Origin of the sequence: Sphingomonas chungangi, assembly GCF_013778325.1 — a bacterium.
Lineage (GTDB): Bacteria > Pseudomonadota > Alphaproteobacteria > Sphingomonadales > Sphingomonadaceae > Solisphingomonas > Solisphingomonas chungangi.
On the sequence record NZ_JACEIB010000027.1, the window covers coordinates 750,842 to 769,913 of the forward strand.

The following is a 19,072-nucleotide window of genomic DNA, read 5'->3' on the forward strand; positions in this document are numbered from 1 at the left end:
GGGCCGGCACCGGCCTCTCCGCTGTGTGGACGCATAGCTCAGTTGGTAGAGCAGCTGACTCTTAATCAGCGGGTCCTTGGTTCGAGCCCAAGTGCGTCCACCAAAATCTCCTCATTTTATAGCGTGTTGCGGCCGATGGCGGCAAAATTGCGATTCGCAGGTTCCGAAATTCGGTCTCCTGGGCAACATCTGGGCAACATTTCCGATGCGCTTCAGTGCGCTGTTTTGGTACCTCCTTGGATAAGGGTGTCGCCCCTCTCTCCGCTGGCGCAAAGCATTTCGAATCGAGGCTGCTTGCCCAGCGGCAGCTTCAAATGCATAACCTGCTCCGCGGGCAGACCGATTCAGGATCGGTTTGCATGGAAGTCTCGGAAGATCGCTTCATCAAGATTGCCGGTGTCATTGAGCGTACCGGACGATCGCGGGCAGCCATCTATAGGATGGTCGCCGATGGCACATTCCCAAAACAAGAACGGATCGGAGTAAGGGCGGTGGCGTGGCGGTTGTCGGCTGTCCTGAAGTGGATGGATGCGCCGCTCGACTATCGACGCGATCCTTGACTCTGGCCGAGCCGACCTCGTTAAACTGCGTGATCACAGCGCGCTTCGGGGTCGCAGTCCTTGAGCCTCAGTGTCGCGGTGCGCCACAGGGCGGTCGAGAGCCGGTCCGCTCTCGATCAGACTCTGCCGCTTAGTTGCAAAATTGCTAAGCCCAAAACCAGCGACCCGTTAATCTCGCGAGTAAGAGCGCTGTGCCGGCTCTGCCGTTGTCGGCCGAAACAGTCGGGGCGGTTCTTTCGTCGGAAGCTGCTAAGGGCTTTCGGCTTCGGCGAGAAGCACGGGGATACATGGATTGCGCGAAGGATATGAGGGCACCTGGCGCATAGAGCGTGCCGACCAAATGGCCGTCATCGTCGACGCGGAGGATTACTTCGCCACCGCGCGCCAGGCGTTTCTCCAGGCCCGGCAGCGCATCATGCTCGTCGGCTGGGATTTCGACTCCCGGGTCGATCTGCATGTTGCTAAGCGCCTTCCAGGCGAGCCCGCTCAAATCGGTGAGCTGCTGTCCTGGCTGATCGAGCGCAACCCCGACCTCCATCTCTATCTGCTGCGATGGGATGTAGGCGCGCTCAAAGGGATGTTCCGGGGTTCGACGGCGCTTCGCGTGCTGAAATGGATGCGACACCCGCGCATTCATCTCAAGCTGGATGGCCACCATCCGACTGGATCGTCCCATCATCAGAAGATCGTTTCGATCGACGATTGCTTTGCCTTTTGCGGCGGGATCGACATGACGGGATCACGCTGGGATAGCCGGGCGCATCACGACAATGATCCCGGTCGCACCGGTCCCGACGGCAAACCATACCCGCCCTGGCATGATGCCACGACCGCGCTCAGCGGTCCCGCAGCCGGAGCGTTGGCGCAAGGCTGTCGAGACCGCTGGGAACGCGCGACAGGCAAACGCCTCGCGCCGGTCGAGGGCGAGGTCAACTGTTGGCCGGACGGACTGGCGCCGACATTCTCAGACGTGGATGTCGCGATCGCGCGCACGCATCCGAAGATGGAGGATCAGGAACCGATCTATGAGATCGAGGAACTTTTTCTCCGTCAGATCGCATCTGCGAAGCGGTTCCTATATTGCGAGAGCCAGTATTTTGCGTGCCGCCGCATCGCCGAGGCGATCGGCAAGCGGCTCGAAGAGGAGGACGGTCCCGAGATCGTCATCCTCAACCCTCAGACCGCCGAAGGCTGGCTACAGCCGATCGCGATGGACAGCGCGCGGGCTCGCCTCGTTGCCGCCCTCAAAGCCCGTGACCGGCATGGTCGGCTGGCGATCTACCACCCCTTCACCTCTGCTGGCGAGCCCATCTACGTCCACGCAAAGATCACGATCGTCGATGACTGCGAACTCAGGATTGGCTCGGCCAACCTCAACAATCGATCGATGAGGCTCGACACCGAATGCGATGTCTCGGTCGATTCCGCCCGCCAATCGGGGAGTGGTCTTGAAGACAGTATCGCCGGCGTCCGGAATGGACTGCTTGCGGAACATCTCGATGTTCCGCCCGAGCGGGTAGCCGCGGTGCTCAAACAGACGGGTTCGCTGATCGCGACGATCGAGCGGCTGCGCCGGGCCGGTCATTCGCTTCGACCCTATCAGATTCCCGACCTGGCTGCCGTCACCAAATGGCTTGCGGACAACGAGGTGCTCGACCCCGAGAGTCCGGATGAGATGTTCGAGCCGATGACCGGCGGCGGGCTGCTCCGGCGACTACGCCGATCGAAGCATCGATAGCGGGGACAGGCGCGTGTGCTACAGATTTCCCTGATCATCGATCGGGACATCGTCATCGGGCCCGTAATAAAGCTTGGCGCATTCACGGCGTAGGCAGCCTCCCTCTATCTCTAGATCGTCGCGATAGGCGGCCTCCACGAAGCCAATCGTATCGACGTGGCGGGCCTCGAAATACATCCGGTGGACATCTTCGCGCTGCGCGCCATAAACGACGCGCCCGACCTTCGACCAGACAGAAGCCATCGTGCACATGCCGCAGGGCTGCAGCGTCGAGTAAAGCGTCGCACCGCGCAATTCCATGTCACCATGTGCGGCACCAGCCTTTCTGATCGCCATCATCTCGGCATGCGCCGTCGCGTCATTCAGAGGCTCGGTCTGGTTGCGCTCGGCTGCGAGCACCTTCCCATCGAGGACGATCACGCAGCCGATCGGAGATTTTGCGGGGTCGGCTCCATCCTGGGTGGCAGTCTCGATTGCGAGCCGCATCCATTTCTCGTCGAGAAGCGCGCCCATCAAGCGTGCTCCGCTGCGAGGGCAAAGCGCCGACAATGTTCGAGATAGCCCGTCTCGTGCGCGCCCGCGAGATCGATAATGCTCCGCCAAAGCCAGGAAGGCGCATCCAGGTCGCCGTCCTGGCCCGACACGAGTTGTTGCCGCCATTCACGTCGCTGATCCGACGTCAGTTGGCGCGCGTGGGCGATCCCGACGACATAAGCGAGATAAGTCGCGGCCTCGATCGCCTCCTTCCGAGAGAACTGATCGACCTCGATCTTGAGATCCTGGGGAGCAAGCTCGCGGAGTACCACCGGCTTTTCGAGGAGCTTCGCCGCGATCATCCGTTCGCCGAGATTGGGCGAGAGCGCACAGGCGCCCATCACGACGCGCTCTGCGGGGCCGTCCGGCATCGAGACCTTTGGCGCCGCAGGCGCGACCGAGGCCACAGCCTCCTTGATATCGACGAGCGCATAATTCTCCGCCTTGTCGCCTTTCCCGGCGACACCAAGCAGGACGGCGTAGCGCAGCTTGCCGAGCGAACTGCAGCCCTTCCGCCAGTAAGCCGCGTCGATCACCCGGATACGCCCTTTGGGCCCAAGCCCGGCCAGCGACAGCGCGCGCGACCGGACGTCCGGATCCTCGAACAGGGCGTCGATCGCTCGTCGCTCGTCTTTGTCGAGCTTCCAAAAGCGCTTGCCGAGCGGGATTTCCGGCTCGACATCCTCCAGTCTCTCGTTAGCAAGATGCCGCCATTTGCGGCCCGCTGCCTCGCGTCTGACGGACCGAACGACATCCGGCTCCAGCGGATCGTCTTCCGGCTCGGGCGTCAGGGCGCGGGCGTAGCCATCGATCATCGCCTCGACCATTTTCGCGGTCGTGACGCCGGGGAGATCCGAGCTTCGCGCTGCTGTCTCCAGCGAGAGGCCGAGTCGGATCAGGTCCATCGCAGGATTGCCGATGACCGCCTGGTCGAGATCGCGGATCTGGATATCGATCTCATGGTCGGCATCGGCGAGCGGCCCCAGATTGCCGAGATGACAATCCCCGCAAATCCAGACCGGCGGACCGGCCGGGATTGAATCAGCGACCGGAGAGGCCGCCAGCCACTGGTAGAATTGCGCGGTGTTGCCCCGCACATAGGCGTGGACAGAGCGCGCCATCTTGAGATCGCGCGTGCGCTCGAGGTCGGCGCGGCGCTCGTCGATCAACGGCATCAGGACGTGGCCAATGTGACGGCGCTCGATCTGTTAACAGGCGGGTGGTTGATCAGGGGCCAATGCATGAGCTGAAACTCCGGAGAAGGATCAATCGCGTTTTCGTATCGGCATGTAGTCGCAGGTGAAGGCGAGTTCCCGGGGTTCCTGGCTCCGCGTGAGATGGAGATGCAGGCGGGAGCTGCCGGCCACCTGATCGAGCGCAAACGCCTGCTCGGCCTCATACAGATTGTCCCGGTGGAGCAGGCTCCAGCCGGTTACTGTCTTGAGCGCTCGCGCCTTCGCCTTGGCTTCGGTTTCCGCCACGACGAAGACCGACTTGTGGCGCTCGGTGAATTCGCCAGGCTCGTAGCCGCCGAGATTAACAAAGAAGAGGTGCTCGGATCCCTGGAAGGGTTCGGGCCGCAGCGACACGTCGTAGCCATCGGCTTGGTCGATTTCGGCCCAGCAGTCGATATGCAGACTGCCAGGCTTTCCCCACCACTGCCGTCGCAGCTCGGAAAAAGTGTCGCGCAGCGTCGGTGCGACGATGAAGCGCATGTCGTGCAGTTCGATGTTCGCGGCAGCGTGCTCGCCTCCGACGTAGACGGCGAACAGCTTCATGCCGCCTCTACAGCGGGGTTGGCTCTCATCTCTGCAACTTGCGCGACCGCCAATGCGACCTGCTCTCCGACGACCTTGCCCATTTCATGGGAGCTGGTGATGCCTTGGCTGAACGGATGTCGGCCGAGCAGGAAGGGCAGGCTGAGGCAGAATAGCTGGTCGTCGGGAATGGCATCAGACACGGGGTGAAACTGGTCGTCGATGACGATACCCCGCGACGCCTCCCGCGGATCGGTCGTAGGGGCGTCGCGCACGATGCCCTGGTCGAGCAGCGACTGAAACGGAAAGTCCTTGGTCCCGAGAGGACGCTGTCCGGTCGCCTCGATGAAGGCTGGGAAGGTCAGGCGCTTGTCACCGATATGAACTACTGCGCCACCCTCTTCGCGGTGGCTATCGACGCGGTGGTCATCGCCGATGGCGAGGATGTCCAGCTTGCCGGCGCGGTGCAGGGCGAGCATCCGCTCGATCGATTCATGCGGGACCGTCGCATAATCGTCGACGAAGACGGGCTTCAGGAATTGCGAGAAGCGCCGGTAATCCTCCTGGTCGAGATGAGGGACCAAGTTTCCCAGTGTCTCATGCATGCGCAGGATCGCATAGCGCCAGGGCACCGTGATGCGCGCTGCATGGTTATGCTTCGCCTCCGTCAGGTTCCATTCCGCCCAATCGAACGGATCCAGGTCTCCCCGCTCTGCAAAATAGCGGTCGGAAAATTCCTCGAGCGACAGGCCTTCGAGCTCGATCTCCGCGGCATAATCGGGGTCCGCGGCTGCCAGCTCCCGCTTGAAAAGCGCAAAGGCCGCGTCGAGCGGCTTTACATCGTCGTCCGCGATGATCGCCTCGATTGCGTCTGCCGTGCAGATGGTCAGCGGCTCATAGGGGATGGGATGAAAGAAATCGGCCTCTGGCAACAGTCCCTTGCGCGACATCATGGTCATGCGAAAGCCATCGGCGCCGGCGGCGGGCTCGTAGCGCAGGCGCCCGTCCTCTTCGGCGTCAAACGTGCCATATCGTAGCGCCAGCGCTACCGAGGCATCGATCGCACTGAGCGACGTGCCCCGGATTCCGACGGCAGAGGGACGGATCGTGGCAAGCGCCGACGCTGGCCACGGGCTCAAGAAATAGCCGGGCCGCACTTCCGGCTCGTCCGGCCATTGATGGCCGGTCGCCAGCACGACATGGTCGAACTTCTCCTGCGTCTTCGCACCACCCCGCGCCCGCACCGACAGGATCATTCCATCAGGCTGGCTCAAAGCATCCAGGACCCGAGTTCGAATGCGGACGTCGACCTCGTGCCCCTGGACGCGGGCTCGTTCGAGCAGAGCCTGAAACTGGTCGTGGAGATAATCACCAAGCGCGAGCCTCGGATAGAAAACGCGCTCCCCGATGTCCGCCGGATCGACGCCGAGCTTGGCGAGACGATCCGCCGGCTGGGCGCGCAGCCAGTCGACGAGGGTTTCGATCAGAGGTGGGATCTCGATGCTGGCGATGTTCGAGAGCATGGCCGGATCGTTCCATCCTGGCCGATATGGCGTTCCTCGACCGGCGCTCGGCTGCTGCTCGAATATCGTCAGCGAAAGCGGCTGCCGCGCTGCCTCTATCAGCGCATGGAGCGTATAGATGGTCGTCGGGCCTGCGCCGACGAATGCAATCGTGGATGTCATCGCCGCTGAACGTCCGCCGCCAGCAAACGATACCGGGGGAACTTGAGGTGAATCGACGGAGATCGAGAGCAGCATAGGGGCAGGTCGATACGGGCGCGGCCTCGGAAGGCGATAATGGAACAACCCTACCCGCTTGCGCGCTCCCGGAGGCGGAGAACCGCAATGGCGCCATGTCAGCAATTCGACGTCGTCAAACCGCAGAAAGCGCGGCCTTTTTTGGTCTGGCCGCGATGACCAAGAAGAAGTCTTCCCCGGCGGCTGCGCTATCACCCGACCGCACGCAACTTGAACAGATCATCGAAACCTTGAGCTACGGAGTCATCCGTCTCTCTCCGGATGGCCAGATCCTGTCGGCAAACCCGTCGGCGCTGAGAATGCACGGATGCGACGCGCTCGCGGACATGGGGACCACGGTCAAGGCCTACAGTCAGCGCTTTGACCTGCGGCTGAGAGGCGGCCGTGAGATCGGCAAGGATGTCACGCCGATGGCACGCCTGTGCCGCGGCGAAACCTTCGACGATCTCGTCGTCGAGGTGCGCAAGCATGGAACACGCGAGCCGGACTGGATCCACCGCGAGCGCGGACTCGTGCTGAAGGATGTAGCGGGTGAGCCCGAATGTCTCGTGCTGATCATCTGCGACGCGACCGAAGCTTATGAAGCAGAAGAGCGCTTCGAAAGCATGTTCAACGCCAACCCGGCCCCGGCGCTCATCGTGCGGCGAGCCGATTTGCGTTTCGTGCGGGTCAACGAAGGTTTTCTCGAATTGTCGGGCTGGGATCGCGACCAGATCGTCGGGCACACGCTCTATGATCTCGATATACTCTCGGAAGCGGAACAGCGCGACAAGGCCAAGGCTCTCCTGAAAGACGGCGACACCATTCCGCAGATGGAGGCCGGCTTGCCGCTCCCCGCCGGCAACTCCAAGCTGGTGCTGCTGGCCGGTCATCCCGCCGAAATGCCCAACAACGAACCCTGCATGATCTTCACGTTCGCCGATCTCGAACCCCGACACCGCGCGGAGCAGGCGCTTCGGCAGAGTGAGGAGCGGTTTGCGACCGCATTCCGCTTCGCCCCGGTCCCCATGCTGCTCACTAGCCTCGATGGTCACCGCATTCTCAACGTCAACCACGCCTTCCTGGCGCTGACCGATTGGGGATACGAGTCCGTGGTCGGCCGCAAGCCCGCCGACCTCGAACTGTTCGAGACCGCGGCGACGCGGCGCGAGATCGAAAGGAAGATCGCCGAGAGCGGCGCCTTTCGCGGATATGAGGTCCAGCTGAAAGCCCGTGAAGGCGAGTTGGTGACCTGTTTGGCGTCGGCGGAAACGGTCACGATCAACGGCCAGTTCTGCATCCTCGCTGCGTTCTTGGACATTAGCGAGCGCAAACGCACCGAACTCGATCTCATTGCTGCGATCGAAGGCGCGATGCAGGATTCGAGCTGGCTCAGCCAGAAGATCATGGATCGATTGGCGGCGCTGCGGGCGCCTGCCGCACCGCAAGGGTCGGCGCTGCCAACCGTCGAACTCACGCGACGCGAGCGAGAGGTACTCGGCCTGATCACCCAGGGGCGAAGCGACGACGTCATCGCCGATACGCTGGGCCTCAAGCGCAACACGGTCCGCAATCACGTTGCCAGGCTCTATGCCAAGATCGACGCGCACAGCCGCGCCGAGGCGATCATCTGGGCCCGCGATCGTGGGCACCATCTCGGCCCCGCCGAGCCTCAGTAAGGTCGAATGGGTGCCGATGCACCTGACGATGGGGTGCTGGCGCATCTTTGGCCAGTTCCCCTTCCCTCTTAGCTTCTCCAGCATCCGGAAACCAATTCCGGGAGCAATCGGAGAAGACCTATGTCCATTCTTGCATGGATCGTGCTGGGCCTGATCGCGGGCTTCATCGGCAGCAAGATCGTCAACCGAAGCGGCGAGGGTGTCATCCTCGATATCGTGCTCGGCGTGATCGGTGCGGTCGTCGGCGGCTTCCTGTTCAATCAATTCGGCGCAGCTGGTGTCACAGGGCTCAACATCTACAGCCTGGTGGTGGCCGTCATCGGCGCGATCGTCGTGCTCGTGCTCTACCACATGGTCATCCGCGGCACGGCGCGCTGAACCCTCGTCATCACACCAACAAAGCCGGCGGGTTTACGGCCGGACACAGGAGAGAGATATCATGACCCAGACCCTCACAGGGCTGTTCGACCGGTACGACGACGCACGTCGCGCCGTCCAGGATCTCGAAGCCGCAGGCGTCGCGCATCGCGACATCAGTCTCGTTGCCAACGACGTCCGTGGCGCACATCGTGACGAACTCGACCCGGTCGCTCAGGATGCCGGCGCAGGAGCCAGTATCGGTGCCGCGGTCGGCGGATTGGGAGGCCTGCTCGCCGGCCTCGGTCTGCTCGCAATCCCCGGTATCGGTCCGGTGGTCGCGGCCGGCTGGTTGGCGGCAACTGCGGCCGGGGCGGCCGGCGGCGCCGTCATCGGCGGAATAGCCGGTGGCCTGGTCGGCGCTCTCACCCATGCGGGCGTCCCCGAAGCCGACGCGCATGTCTACGCCGAGGGAGTCCGCCGAGGCGGTACGCTCGTCACGGCGAAGGTCGACGAGCCTCTCGTTCCAACCGCCCGCGCGATCCTCAGCGACGATCGCACGGTCAACATTGCCGATCGTCGCCGCGCCTATGAAGGCGAAGGCTGGAGCCGCTTCGACGAAGCCGCGCCGTCTTATTCCGCTGACGAGATCGAGGCCGAACGCATGCGCTTCGAACGGTCGTGAGCAAAAAAAGGAATGACAGCATGAAGACGACCTCGACCCTCATTGGTGTCGCTTTGCTGGTCAGCGCGCCCGCGCTGGCACAGGCAGGCGCCAAGGACAACGCAGCCATCAAATCCGCGCACACCGTGAACGAAGGCGCGGCGAGCCGCGGTGCCAACAGCTTCACGCAGACCGAGGCGCGCAAACACATCCTAAAGTCCGGCTTCACGCACGTGTCACAGCTGAAAAAGGACAAGGATGGTATCTGGCGGGGAACCGCCCAGAAGGACGGCACTGAGATGCATGTCGCGCTCGATTTCAAGGGTAATGTCACAACGGAAGAATAAGGATGTGAGCGGCCAGGCGAACTGCGCCTGGCCGTCTTGCTATCGGCGCGGCGGGCAATCGTCCGCAGATGGAGGAAGCTTAATTTGCTTCCGAAACGAACAGGCTTCAGGCGTAACCATGGATCGCATCTTCACCAGCATCGCCAGCCGTATCGCGGCCTTCGCGGGTCAGCCCGTGGCCTTCATCATCGCGCTGGCTCTGATGATTCTGTGGGGTGCCACGGGACCGGTGTTTCACTATTCCGACACATGGCAGCTGGTCGTGAACACCTCGACCACGATCGTGACCTTCCTCATGGTCTTCCTGATCCAGAATTCCCAGAACCGCGATGGTGCTGCCATGCAGGCCAAGCTCGACGAGATCATCCGGTCTCTAGCCGAGGCCCGAAGCCAGTTCATCGGGATCGAGCATCATACCGACAGGGAGATACAGGGTATCCGCCGCAGTCTCGAAGAGGAATGCGGCGAGGACGGCAAGGACGGCAAGCCGGCCCCCGAGGAAAGCGTAGACAGGCTGATCAAACGGACCTGACGGCTTGTTCGCGTTGTCGAGCATGCCAAATTACACATCGGCGGACTTGACGCGGATGCGCCCAATTGATTGCCACCTAGCTCGCGGGATTCTTCCTTTTCACAGCACGACAAGCGGCAAGGCGTCGCGGGTTTAGGGCGTGGCGCCTCGCTGCTTGTACGAGCCGCGTCGAATACCTCCAACGACCCCGCCGGCGACCAACGCCCACCAGCAGATGAACGGTTGGGCGAACAGGCGCGGGTAGTGATACGCCCAGCCGAGACCGTGGCCAGTTCCCAGATCGTGGACCGCCTGGAGGATGTTCGCCGGGTATACGCAGACTGCATACAAAGCGAGCATGATGCCCGCCAGATAGCGGGTGCGCGGGATGAAAAGGCCGATTGCGCCAGCCAGTTCAGCAACCCCTGTCAACAGGATCACCAACCCGGGATGGGGGACTGCTGGCGGCGTAACCGAGATGAAGGGGCCAGGGTGCGCGATGTGGAGGATGCCAGCGATCGCATAGATCGGCGCGAGGGTGATGCGAGCTATACCGGAGCCGGTCCAGCGTATGTGCACGGCGTCAGGCATGGTTGCCGTCGAAGGGCTCTCCTTTTTCCTCGATCTGTTCCGCAGGATCGCTCTCCGGATCGGGTTCGCTGACTGTGTCCATCAGAGAGGCCTGCCTTGGGTCCTGGGTCACGTTGCAACCATCATTCGAGGGCCGGTTATGAGCACGAGCATCGATTGTCGTCATCGCGATGTCTCCTTCTGCCGCTGACAACTATTGGCTGAAGGGATCGGCACCCGATGGTGGAATGGCAATCGAACCCGAAACAACGCTCGGGCTTGCACCGGAGATCGGACCTCGCTCTAAACCGGCGCCCCAGAGGCGCGGTGAGCGGCGACGATTTCCCTCTGCGAACGCAGGCCCTTTCATTTATACAGCAAGCGACCATTCGTCGTCGTCCCGATAAGGCGAGTGAGTGTCCGGTAGGAACAGAAGCCGCCGTTGGCGCGGGAAAATTGTTGAGTTTCGCCGTCGCGAAGCTGGAACCGCTGTTGGTGCCCCCCGTCGATCGCAGCGACTTCAAACACTATGTCCAGACGAGCGCGCAGTTCAATATTTCCGTAGCGTTGCGATCTCGCGGGCGGCTGCTTGACAATAAACCGTTGGCACATCGCGCTCGCCAACGCCGCTCGCCATAATTCGTACCGGCATCTCAGCCACCGGTGACGCTCATGTGTCGGTCGACGGCCGGAGCCGCGCCGCGGCCTGCTATGCGGAACGCGTGACGTTCGGGTTTCGACAGCAGCGCGCTGTCCAGCGCCGCATCAATGGCACCTCTACCATCGTTCCGCAGGACGGCCTTCAGATCGATCCGGTCGTCATGTCCCAGACACATGTAAAGTCGCCCCGATGCCGTGAGACGGACGCGATTGCACCCGTCGCAGAAGTTGTTCGTCAGTGGAGTGATCAGCCCGAGGTGGGTGCCGGTCTCGCGAACCCGGAGGTAGCGTGCCGGCCCGCCCGTGCGGTCCGCTATCGGATCAAGCGTGAACCGTTCCGCAAGGCGCTCGCGAACGCCGTCGAGCGGGAGGTATCTGTCCGTCCGGTCCTCGTCGACGACGCCGAGCGGCATCGTCTCGATAAGCGTCAGGTCGAAGCCCTCGTCACCGCACCAGCGGATCATCGGCTCGATCTCGTCCTCGTTAATTCCCTTGAGAGCGACCATGTTGATCTTGATGGCCAGGCCCGCCGCCCTGCCCGCCGCGATCCCACCCAGAACCTTATCTAGGTTCCCCGTCCGAGTGATGAGGCGAAAGCGATCGGCATCCAAACTGTCGAGACTGACGTTGACCCGACTTACGCCCGCCTGAACCAAAAGGTGCGCATGCTCTGCGAGCCGGGTGGCGTTCGTCGTCAGGGTAAGTTCGTCAAGGTTCCCCGCGCCCAACTGTCGCCCGATGTGCAGAGCGAGGTCGTCGATTCCCCGCCGGACGAGGGGCTCGCCGCCGGTCAGTCGGATCCGCTTGACGCCACGGGCGACAAAGGCGTCGGCGATCAATCCCAACTCCTCGATCGTCAGCAGTTCGCTGCGGGGCATGAAGGTCATGGCCTCGCTCATACAGTAACGGCAGCGCAGGTCGCACCGGTCGGTGACCGAAAGGCGAAGATAGGTGATGCGGCGGCCGAAACTGTCGGCGAGCGGGCGACGCAGGGCCTCTCGATCAGGTGCGATTGTGTTCATCGGGTTCCCAACGCTCGACGATCTCACGTGGCGCGCAGGAAAGCGAGCGTACCGCCAAGATATTTCCAGGGTCCACAGCCGCCGTTTGAACATGAAGGCAATGCGCGGCGTTCTCGCTCGACGAACTGAGGGACGCGCCATGCACTTCACGATCAACGGTCGGGCTTATGAGGCCGACGTCGACATCCGCACATCGATCCTGGACCTGTGCCGGGAGCATCTCGGGCTGACAGGTGCCAAGAAGGGCTGCGACCATGGACAGTGCGGTGCGTGCACCGTGCTGATCGACGGCCGGCGGGTGAACAGCTGCCTCACTTTGGCTGTGATGCATCAGGACGACGAGATCACGACGATCGAAGGCCTCGGGCAGATCGGCGACCCGCATCCGTTGCAGGAAGCCTTCGTCCGCCACGACGGATACCAGTGCGGTTATTGCACGCCGGGCCAGATCTGCTCCGCCGTCGGCATGCTCGACGAGGTCGCGAAGGGCTGGCCGAGCCATGTATCCGAGGATCTGGCCGCCCCCTTGCTCGACGACGGCGAGATTTCCGAGCGTATGAGCGGCAACCTCTGCCGCTGCGCCGCCTACCCCAACATCGTCGATGCGATCCGCGAGGTCGCCCAGGCCGAACCGGAGGGCCGGACGGCCGACGAGAAGGACGCCGCGATGATCGGGGAGGTTTTGGCGTGAAGAGCTTCATCTACGAAAAGGCGGATACGCCCGAGGCGGCGGTCCGCGACATCGCGACCGACGGAGCACGTTTCATCGCCGGCGGCACCAATCTGCTCGACTTGATGAAGCTGCAGGTCGAAACCCCAGCGAAGCTGGTCGACATCAGCAGACTCGATCTCGCGACCATCGATGATGCGGAGGATGGCGGGCTGCTCATCGGGGCGATGGTGCCGAACAGCGATCTCGCCGCGGACCCGCGCGTAATCGCGAACTATGAAGTCCTGAGCCGCGCGCTGTTGGCGGGCGCCTCGGGCCAGCTGCGCAACAAGGCCTCGACAGGCGGCAATCTCCTGCAACGGACGCGCTGCTACTATTTCTACGACCTCGCGTCGCGCTGCAACAAGCGCTCGCCGGGGAGCGGATGCGATGCGATCGGCGGGATCAACCGGATCCTCGCCGTGCTCGGCACGAGCGAGCATTGCATCGCGACGCATCCCAGCGACATGGCGGTAGCAATGCGCGCCCTGGACGCGACCATCGTCACCCTGAAGGCCGATGGCGATCGACGCCGGATACCGATCCACGATTTCTACCGCCTGCCCGGCGACACGCCGCACATCGAGACCGTGCTGGAGCGGGGCGAGCTTATCACGCACATCGCCTTGCCGAAGCCCCCAAGCGGCAGGCAATCCTATCGGAAAGTGCGCGACCGCGCCTCCTACGCGTTCGCGCTCGTCTCCGTCGCCGGGATCATCGGGATGGAGAGCGGCAGGATCGCGAACGCATCGCTCGCGTTCGGCGGCCTGGGACCGATGCCATGGCGCGATCCCGCCGTCGAGGCTGCGCTGATCGGACAAGCGCCGACCATCGACGCGTTTGCCGCCGCAGCCGACGCGCTTGTCGCCGATGCCAAGGGGCACGGCTCGAACGATTTCAAGCTACCCTTGGCACGCCGCACTTTGATCGCGGTCCTGCGCGATCTGACGGGAGCATGAGCATGTTCGGTCTCGGTACCACCAACAGCCTGACGATGGACAAGCCGCATCCGTCCAGCCTGCTCGACACCGGCGTGCAGGGTGCGATCAGCCGGCCGTTCGACCGCGTCGATGGCCCGAAGAAAGTCTCGGGCGCGGCGACCTATGCGGCGGAATACGAGTTCGACAATCTCGCCTACGGCTTCCTCGTCAGTGCGCGGATAGGTGCCGGCAAGGTCGTCTCGATCGATGCGGACGCGGTGCGCTCGCTTCCCGGCGTCATCGACGTGGTCTGGGACTTCAAGCGCTTCATCCGGGTCGCAGGCCAGGGCGGTGAGACGAAAGCGCCAACGCAGGGTGTCCAGGAGATCGCCTTTTCAGGCGAGATCATCGCGATCGTGGTCGCGGAAAGCTACGAGGCGGCGCGGGACGCAGCGCTGCAGCTTCCCGTCACTTACGAAGCCGGCCAAGGCGTATTCGACCTCGCGGTAAATCGGGACGAGGCCTACACGCCGCCGGACCTCGTCACGCCAGGCCACTTCGCGCAGGGCGACGTGGACAAAGCGATGGCGGAAGCACCGGTCTCGATCGACGTGACCTACACGACACCGAGCCAGAACTCCGCGGCGATGGAGCCGCACGCATCGACGGCGGTGTGGGAGGAGGACGGCTCGCTGACGCTCTACGGCGCCTATCAGATGCCGACCTCGGACGCGTCGCAGCTCGCCAAGTCTCTGGGCCTGTCGGCAAAGAAGGTCCGCATCGTCTCGCGCTACATCGGCGGCGGCTTCGGATCGAAGCTCGGCATTGCGCCGGAAAGCGTGGCGGCGGCGATCGCGGCCAAGCAGGTCGGTCGGCCCGTGAAGGCCGTGATGGCGCGCCAGCAGGTCTTCGAGGCGACAGTGCGCCGCTCCAACACCGAACAGCGGCTCCGGCTCGCGGCGAATGCGGACGGCCGGCTGGCGGCGATCGGTCAGGAGAGCTACGTCTCGAACCAGCCCGGCGAAGACTATTTCGAGCCCGTCGGCATCGGCACACACATGCTCTATGCGGGCGAGAACCGCCTGATCAGCCATCTCCAGATCCCCGTAAACTATGTCCTTTCCGGCTCGATGCGCGCACCTGGCGAGGCGGTCGGCATGATCGGCCTCGAATGCGCAATGGACGAACTGGCCGAGAGGCTCGGCATGGACCCGGTCGCGCTTCGCAAACTCAACGACGCCTCGATCGATCCGGAGAAAGGCGTGCCCTTCTCGTCCCGCAGCCTGACAGCCGCCCTGGACGAAGGCGCCCGGCGATTTGGATGGAAGGAGCGACCGGTTGCGCGGCGCGACGGAGAGTGGCTCGTCGGGATGGGCATGGCATCCGCGGTGCGCGGCAACATGCTGATGGAATCCTCGGCCAAGGTCGAGATACACCCGGACGGTTCGGCCACGGTGTCCTCGGCAATGACCGACATCGGCACGGGCAGCTACACGATCCTCGCGCAGATCGCCTCGGAGATCCTCGGCATTCCCGTCGCGCGTATCACGCTGGAGCTTGGCGACACGAACGCGCCGCCAGCCGCGGGATCGGGCGGCTCGTGGGGCGCGGGGTCGTCGGGCTCCGCCGTCTACCTCGCCTGCGAGATGCTCAAGGACAAGCTCGCAAAGGCCATGGATGTGGAAGCGGATGCCCTCACGCTGAAGGACGGCATGGCGATCGGAGCCAATAGGTCCGTGTCGATCGGAGAGCTTGCCGGCGAAGGCCTGGAAGCGACCGGGCACATCAAGCCCGGCAAGCAGGAGAAGGAGACGACGCAGGCCTCCTTCGGTGCGCATTTCGCCGAGGTGGGCGTGAATATGGTCACCGGCGAGATCAGGGTACGACGCATGCTCGGAGTGTTCGCCGCCGGCCGGGTGCTCAACGCCAAGACCGCGCGGTCGCAGTGCCTCGGCGGTATGACCTTCGGCATAGGCGCTGCCCTGACGGAGGAACTCTACCACGACACCCGCAATGGCAAGCTCGTGAACCATGATCTGGCGGAGTATCACGTGCCGGTGAACGCGGACGTGCCGCAGCTCGAGGTGCATTTCCTCCAGGAGCGCGACATCCACGCGAACCCGATCCACGCGAAAGGCATCGGCGAGCTCGGCATATCCGGCGCCGCAGCGGCCGTCGCCAATGCCGTCTACAACGCGACGGGTGTCCGCGTGCGCGAGTTTCCGATCACGCTGGACAAGCTACTCGCCGGATTGCCGGACATGAAATGACGCCGGAGGTGGGCTCTTTAACGGCGCCCCGGATGTTGCTCTCGCCACCTCTGGCTTATCGTCATACGCCCCGCGCGATCATCGCCACCGCCTTGATAAGGGCGTGTCGCACGAGCCTCCGACTGCAGCCAATCAATGTCCACCGTTTCGCGAGCCGACGAGGACGCCCGAGGGCAATCGCTTTAGGTTGCTCAACTCGACAACCGGAGCAGTCTCGCTCGGGTGCGCAAGTCGCCGATAATCTCGTGCGGGAACATCCTTCAAACACCGTCATTGTCGATATTCCTCTCGCTTCGAGACACCCCCACATGATCCAATGGTTTCGTCGCCGCTATCTCGAGCTGTTGGGCTCGATCTACGTCTATAACGAGCATCGCGGATACACCGCCATCGATCGGGTGATCGAGGCAATCAAGGCGCGAACGCCGCTTGATCCCTGCTTTCTTTCCGCGATCGAAAAGCACCGCGCCGACGAGCGGAAGCATTACGAGATGTTCCGCCGCTGGTTCCAGCTGCGCGGCGTCATGCCATTCAGCGTCGACCGCACCTGCGGCCACATCGACCGCTTCGTTGAGATCATGTTCGGTTCGTCAATCGACGATCTCGATACGACCGATCTGGTCGAACGGGACGCGCTGTTCGAGCGGCTTTGCCGCGTCATCGCGTTGACCGAGCGGCGCGGATACCAGCAGGTGGAGACGCTGCTCCGTCATCCAATCGTGCGCGGCGATGCAACGCTGATGAGAATCTTCCGGATCATCCGTCGCGACGAGCCGAGCCACTGGGCGCCCTATGAAGCGTGGCTCGAGCGGCGCAGCGTCCATCGCTCGACATGGTGGGAGCGTTGCATCGACGGCTTCATCCATTCCGAACTGCTGTTCCTAAAGCTACCGATCCTGTTCCTGACGCCGCAGCTCAAGCGCCGAACAGCGTGGTGTGATGCGAATGACGCTACCGCACCAACGGCGATTACGCTCGCGGGTGCCGGCGCGCCGTTGTGAGCGAACACCTTGGACCGTTGGAACCCGCAGCCCAAACCTATCCGACTGCGACCGACCGGCCGCGCTTAGCACGGCGCATACTGTCGCGCCGCGCTGCCGCAATGCTGGGCCGCAATACCGCGGTCAGTTGCATGACCTTCCTGTTCGACCTCGTCCTGCTCTGGGGGCTGGTGCGGCTTGGCTGGGGGAAGCTCGAAGCCGCCGCATTCGGCTTCGTCGTCGCCAACACCATCCACTACGCGCTCGGCCGGACGTGGATCTTCGCAGGCACCGAGCGGGGGCTGACATCGGGCTATGCCTATTTCCTGATCAACGCGGCCCTTGGCCTCGCGATCACCGTCACGCTCTACGCCGCATTTCTCGACTACACCCCGATCAACTATATCGTCGCCCGCGTGCTGGTCTCGGTGTTCGCCGGCCTCGCCGTGTTCCTGCTCAACGCCATCCTCAATTTCCGGCGGCTGTGATGCGGATCGCGCTCTTCTCGGGCAACTACAACTATCTGCGCGAAGGCGCGAACCAGGCGCTGAACCGGCTGGTGCATCATCTCGAGGCCGAGGCCGGCCATGTCGTTCGCGCCTATTCGCCGGTGACCTCGACCCCGGCCTTCGAGCCGGCCGGAACGCTGGTCCCGGTGCCCTCCGTGCGGCTTCCGGTGCGGGGCGAATTTCAGCTCGCGCTCGGCCTTCCCGCCGCGATCCGAGAGGACATCGACCGCTTCGCTCCCGACCTGGTCCATGTCGCCACACCCGACATCCTGTGCAGCCGCGCGCTCACCTTCGCGAAAAGGCGCGGCGTGCCGGCAATCGCGAGCCAGCACACTTTGTTCGAGACCTATCTGGACTATTACCGGCTCGGCTGGCTCAAGCCCATGGTCGAAACGCATCTGCGCCGCTTCTATCGTCGCGCCGACCATGTGCTGACCCCCACCGAGACGCTTGCGGTCGCCATGCGCCGCCTGCGGGGAGATGAGCGGGTGACTGTTTGGAGCCGGGGTGTCGATCGCACGATCTTCGATCCGACGCGGCGCGAGATGGCTTGGCGTCGGGCGCAGGGAATCGCCGATGAAGAGACAGTCGTGCTGTTCTTCGGCCGTCTGGTGCTCGAAAAGGGCGTTGAAACCTATGTCGAGGTGATCCGCACGCTTCAGGCGCGCGGCCGACCGGTTCGCCCATTGCTGGTCGGGGCCGGTCCTGCCCGAAGCGACTTCGCGGAGCTCGCCGGCGTCGTTGCGACCGGTCATCTCCAGGACCGGGACTTGGCGCGCGCGGTTGCCAGTGCCGACATCATGCTCACCCCCAGCATGACCGAGACGTTCGGCAATGTCGTGCTCGAGGCAATGGCATGTGGCTTGCCCGTCGTCAGTGCCGACGCACCGAGCGCGCGGGCATTGATCGACCATGGAAGCGACGGGTGGCTTTGCTCCGCCGACGACGTCGCCGCCTATGTCGCTGCGCTCGAAGCCCTGATCGGGTCGCCTGACCTCCGCCACAAAATCGGCACCCATGCCGAACGCAAAAGCCACGCTTATGCGTGGAGCGATGTCTCGGCCGCGGTCGAACGCGTCTATCAGACCGTGCGAAGCGCTCAGCATCCATCACTAATCAACCGAAACCAGCGTCAATCGGCCGGCAGGGTCACCATTTGACGCTGAGACGCGGACGCCTCGACCCTTCGATCAACGTCGGCCGCTCCACTGGCGGTTTCTCGGGCTTGGGTTCAGTACGGCGCTCATTGACCGGTGGTACGAGATCCAGTCGCCGCCGCAGCTTGTCGAGCCGGTTAGGCTTGCGCGCTCCCATCGTATGAATCCCTCGTCGCGATGCGAATCCATCTACGCCATGTCCTCTCGAACAACCACCCGGCTGGTTGGGAACGTTATGGATCGCGCGCGCTTCGATTGAACGGGCGGCTTTAGACAATGGGTGCCCGGAAATTGTCAGGCCGCAATGTTGTCTAATTGATTTGCGCATGTCGCTGTCTTTCTTGTGCCCGGTTGCCAATGGTTGTCTTCGAGGTCATCGAACGGCTTCA

General features: G+C 63.3%; 21 protein-coding genes and 1 tRNA gene. 14 read left to right on the forward strand and 8 right to left on the reverse strand.

Going from position 1 to position 19,072, the window contains the following annotated elements; translation table 11 throughout:
- The first annotated feature begins 27 nt into the window (after positions 1-27).
- The 3 genes from HZF05_RS21490 (at position 28) to HZF05_RS21500 (ending at position 2,298) form a co-directional block, all read left to right on the forward strand.
- A tRNA-Lys gene (locus HZF05_RS21490) sits at positions 28-103 on the forward strand.
- 256 nt (positions 104-359) lie between these two features.
- The gene (locus tag HZF05_RS21495; RefSeq protein ID WP_160364489.1) at positions 360-560 is read left to right on the forward strand and encodes a helix-turn-helix transcriptional regulator; all 201 of its coding nucleotides are present in this window, start codon (positions 360-362) and stop codon (positions 558-560) included.
- 340 nt (positions 561-900) lie between these two features.
- On the forward strand, positions 901-2,298 hold the full coding sequence (locus HZF05_RS21500; RefSeq protein ID WP_160364490.1) for a phospholipase D-like domain-containing protein: 1,398 nt from the start codon (positions 901-903) through the stop codon (positions 2,296-2,298).
- A gap of 18 nt (positions 2,299-2,316) precedes the next feature.
- Here the strand turns inward: HZF05_RS21500 and HZF05_RS21505 are convergent, their stop codons facing one another.
- The 4 genes from HZF05_RS21505 to HZF05_RS21520 all read right to left on the reverse strand — a co-directional run bounded on the left by HZF05_RS21505 (position 2,317) and on the right by HZF05_RS21520 (position 6,349).
- Complete coding sequence (locus HZF05_RS21505) at positions 2,317-2,811, reverse strand: nucleoside deaminase (RefSeq protein ID WP_160364491.1); 495 nt, start codon at positions 2,809-2,811, stop codon at positions 2,317-2,319.
- Entirely contained in the window at positions 2,811-4,007 is a 1,197-nt protein-coding gene (locus HZF05_RS21510) for a DUF2252 family protein (RefSeq protein ID WP_160364492.1), read from the reverse strand. The genes HZF05_RS21505 and HZF05_RS21510 overlap by 1 nt, the downstream gene beginning before the upstream one ends.
- Positions 4,008-4,097: 90 nt before the next feature.
- Positions 4,098-4,610 (reverse strand): DUF1543 domain-containing protein, encoded by a 513-nt coding sequence (locus tag HZF05_RS21515; RefSeq protein WP_160364493.1) that lies wholly within the window; start codon positions 4,608-4,610, stop codon positions 4,098-4,100.
- Positions 4,607-6,349, reverse strand: a complete 1,743-nt coding sequence (locus tag HZF05_RS21520) for an FAD/NAD(P)-binding protein (protein WP_246332120.1) — start codon at positions 6,347-6,349, stop codon at positions 4,607-4,609. Before HZF05_RS21520 ends, HZF05_RS21515 begins: the two co-directional genes overlap by 4 nt.
- A gap of 155 nt (positions 6,350-6,504) precedes the next feature.
- Between HZF05_RS21520 and HZF05_RS21525 the strand changes: the two genes are divergently transcribed.
- The 5 genes from HZF05_RS21525 to HZF05_RS21545 all read left to right on the forward strand — a co-directional run bounded on the left by HZF05_RS21525 (position 6,505) and on the right by HZF05_RS21545 (position 9,907).
- Positions 6,505-8,007 carry a helix-turn-helix transcriptional regulator gene (locus HZF05_RS21525; RefSeq protein ID WP_160364494.1) on the forward strand — a complete coding sequence of 501 codons (1,503 nt, stop codon included), beginning with the start codon at positions 6,505-6,507 and terminating at the stop codon, positions 8,005-8,007.
- A gap of 120 nt (positions 8,008-8,127) precedes the next feature.
- On the forward strand, positions 8,128-8,385 hold the full coding sequence (locus tag HZF05_RS21530) for a GlsB/YeaQ/YmgE family stress response membrane protein (RefSeq protein WP_160364495.1): 258 nt from the start codon (positions 8,128-8,130) through the stop codon (positions 8,383-8,385).
- 61 nt (positions 8,386-8,446) lie between these two features.
- Entirely contained in the window at positions 8,447-9,049 is a 603-nt protein-coding gene (locus HZF05_RS21535; RefSeq protein WP_160364496.1) for a general stress protein, read from the forward strand.
- 20 nt (positions 9,050-9,069) lie between these two features.
- Positions 9,070-9,375 carry a hypothetical protein gene (locus HZF05_RS21540; RefSeq protein ID WP_160364497.1) on the forward strand — a complete coding sequence of 102 codons (306 nt, stop codon included), beginning with the start codon at positions 9,070-9,072 and terminating at the stop codon, positions 9,373-9,375.
- Between the two features lie 118 nt (positions 9,376-9,493).
- Complete coding sequence (locus tag HZF05_RS21545; RefSeq protein ID WP_160364498.1) at positions 9,494-9,907, forward strand: low affinity iron permease family protein; 414 nt, start codon at positions 9,494-9,496, stop codon at positions 9,905-9,907.
- A 132-nt stretch (positions 9,908-10,039) separates the two neighbouring features.
- Here the strand turns inward: HZF05_RS21545 and HZF05_RS21550 are convergent, their stop codons facing one another.
- The 4 genes from HZF05_RS21550 to moaA all read right to left on the reverse strand — a co-directional run bounded on the left by HZF05_RS21550 (position 10,040) and on the right by moaA (position 12,138).
- Positions 10,040-10,477, reverse strand: coding sequence for a DoxX family protein (locus HZF05_RS21550; RefSeq protein WP_160364499.1), 438 nt, complete (start codon positions 10,475-10,477; stop codon positions 10,040-10,042).
- Positions 10,470-10,643, reverse strand: coding sequence for a hypothetical protein (locus HZF05_RS21555; RefSeq protein WP_160364500.1), 174 nt, complete (start codon positions 10,641-10,643; stop codon positions 10,470-10,472). The genes HZF05_RS21550 and HZF05_RS21555 overlap by 8 nt, the downstream gene beginning before the upstream one ends.
- Before the next feature lie 179 nt (positions 10,644-10,822).
- Positions 10,823-11,080 carry a hypothetical protein gene (locus HZF05_RS21560; protein WP_181638936.1) on the reverse strand — a complete coding sequence of 86 codons (258 nt, stop codon included), beginning with the start codon at positions 11,078-11,080 and terminating at the stop codon, positions 10,823-10,825.
- Between the two features lie 29 nt (positions 11,081-11,109).
- On the reverse strand, positions 11,110-12,138 hold the full coding sequence (gene moaA, locus HZF05_RS21565; RefSeq protein ID WP_160364502.1) for a GTP 3',8-cyclase MoaA: 1,029 nt from the start codon (positions 12,136-12,138) through the stop codon (positions 11,110-11,112).
- 139 nt (positions 12,139-12,277) lie between these two features.
- Here moaA and HZF05_RS21570 point away from each other — a divergent pair, with 139 nt between their 5' ends.
- The 6 genes from HZF05_RS21570 to HZF05_RS21595 all read left to right on the forward strand — a co-directional run bounded on the left by HZF05_RS21570 (position 12,278) and on the right by HZF05_RS21595 (position 18,686).
- The gene (locus HZF05_RS21570; protein ID WP_160364503.1) at positions 12,278-12,829 is read left to right on the forward strand and encodes a 2Fe-2S iron-sulfur cluster-binding protein; all 552 of its coding nucleotides are present in this window, start codon (positions 12,278-12,280) and stop codon (positions 12,827-12,829) included.
- Positions 12,826-13,806 carry an FAD binding domain-containing protein gene (locus HZF05_RS21575; protein ID WP_160364504.1) on the forward strand — a complete coding sequence of 327 codons (981 nt, stop codon included), beginning with the start codon at positions 12,826-12,828 and terminating at the stop codon, positions 13,804-13,806. The genes HZF05_RS21570 and HZF05_RS21575 overlap by 4 nt, the downstream gene beginning before the upstream one ends.
- Before the next feature lie 2 nt (positions 13,807-13,808).
- On the forward strand, positions 13,809-16,037 hold the full coding sequence (locus HZF05_RS21580; protein ID WP_246332121.1) for a xanthine dehydrogenase family protein molybdopterin-binding subunit: 2,229 nt from the start codon (positions 13,809-13,811) through the stop codon (positions 16,035-16,037).
- Positions 16,034-17,038, forward strand: a complete 1,005-nt coding sequence (locus HZF05_RS21585) for a ferritin-like domain-containing protein (protein ID WP_246332122.1) — start codon at positions 16,034-16,036, stop codon at positions 17,036-17,038. Before HZF05_RS21580 ends, HZF05_RS21585 begins: the two co-directional genes overlap by 4 nt.
- Before the next feature lie 131 nt (positions 17,039-17,169).
- A complete protein-coding gene (locus tag HZF05_RS21590; RefSeq protein WP_160364506.1) occupies positions 17,170-17,505 on the forward strand; it encodes a GtrA family protein in 336 nt (111 codons plus the stop codon).
- Positions 17,505-18,686, forward strand: a complete 1,182-nt coding sequence (locus HZF05_RS21595) for a glycosyltransferase family 4 protein (RefSeq protein WP_246332123.1) — start codon at positions 17,505-17,507, stop codon at positions 18,684-18,686. The genes HZF05_RS21590 and HZF05_RS21595 overlap by 1 nt, the downstream gene beginning before the upstream one ends.
- The last annotated feature ends 386 nt before the right edge of the window (positions 18,687-19,072 follow it).

What these genes read in the sequence shown, in the direction of transcription:
- HZF05_RS21585 (WP_246332122.1), top strand. Translation starts at nt 16,034, where the DNA reads ATGACGCCGGAGGTGGGCTCTTTAACGGCGCCCCGGATGTTGCTCTCG.
- HZF05_RS21590 (WP_160364506.1), top strand. Translation starts at nt 17,170, where the DNA reads ATGACCTTCCTGTTCGACCTCGTCCTGCTCTGGGGGCTGGTGCGGCTT.
- HZF05_RS21510 (WP_160364492.1), bottom strand. Translation starts at nt 4,007, where the DNA reads ATGCCGTTGATCGACGAGCGCCGCGCCGACCTCGAGCGCACGCGCGAT.
- HZF05_RS21545 (WP_160364498.1), top strand. Translation starts at nt 9,494, where the DNA reads ATGGATCGCATCTTCACCAGCATCGCCAGCCGTATCGCGGCCTTCGCG.
- HZF05_RS21595 (WP_246332123.1), top strand. Translation starts at nt 17,505, where the DNA reads ATGCGGATCGCGCTCTTCTCGGGCAACTACAACTATCTGCGCGAAGGC.
- HZF05_RS21525 (WP_160364494.1), top strand. Translation starts at nt 6,505, where the DNA reads ATGACCAAGAAGAAGTCTTCCCCGGCGGCTGCGCTATCACCCGACCGC.
- HZF05_RS21580 (WP_246332121.1), top strand. Translation starts at nt 13,809, where the DNA reads ATGTTCGGTCTCGGTACCACCAACAGCCTGACGATGGACAAGCCGCAT.
- HZF05_RS21520 (WP_246332120.1), bottom strand. Translation starts at nt 6,349, where the DNA reads ATGCTGCTCTCGATCTCCGTCGATTCACCTCAAGTTCCCCCGGTATCG.
- HZF05_RS21515 (WP_160364493.1), bottom strand. Translation starts at nt 4,610, where the DNA reads ATGAAGCTGTTCGCCGTCTACGTCGGAGGCGAGCACGCTGCCGCGAAC.
- HZF05_RS21555 (WP_160364500.1), bottom strand. Translation starts at nt 10,643, where the DNA reads ATGACGACAATCGATGCTCGTGCTCATAACCGGCCCTCGAATGATGGT.
- moaA (WP_160364502.1), bottom strand. Translation starts at nt 12,138, where the DNA reads ATGAACACAATCGCACCTGATCGAGAGGCCCTGCGTCGCCCGCTCGCC.
- HZF05_RS21570 (WP_160364503.1), top strand. Translation starts at nt 12,278, where the DNA reads ATGCACTTCACGATCAACGGTCGGGCTTATGAGGCCGACGTCGACATC.
- HZF05_RS21550 (WP_160364499.1), bottom strand. Translation starts at nt 10,477, where the DNA reads ATGCCTGACGCCGTGCACATACGCTGGACCGGCTCCGGTATAGCTCGC.
- HZF05_RS21540 (WP_160364497.1), top strand. Translation starts at nt 9,070, where the DNA reads ATGAAGACGACCTCGACCCTCATTGGTGTCGCTTTGCTGGTCAGCGCG.
- HZF05_RS21495 (WP_160364489.1), top strand. Translation starts at nt 360, where the DNA reads ATGGAAGTCTCGGAAGATCGCTTCATCAAGATTGCCGGTGTCATTGAG.
- HZF05_RS21535 (WP_160364496.1), top strand. Translation starts at nt 8,447, where the DNA reads ATGACCCAGACCCTCACAGGGCTGTTCGACCGGTACGACGACGCACGT.
- HZF05_RS21505 (WP_160364491.1), bottom strand. Translation starts at nt 2,811, where the DNA reads ATGGGCGCGCTTCTCGACGAGAAATGGATGCGGCTCGCAATCGAGACT.
- HZF05_RS21500 (WP_160364490.1), top strand. Translation starts at nt 901, where the DNA reads ATGGCCGTCATCGTCGACGCGGAGGATTACTTCGCCACCGCGCGCCAG.
- HZF05_RS21530 (WP_160364495.1), top strand. Translation starts at nt 8,128, where the DNA reads ATGTCCATTCTTGCATGGATCGTGCTGGGCCTGATCGCGGGCTTCATC.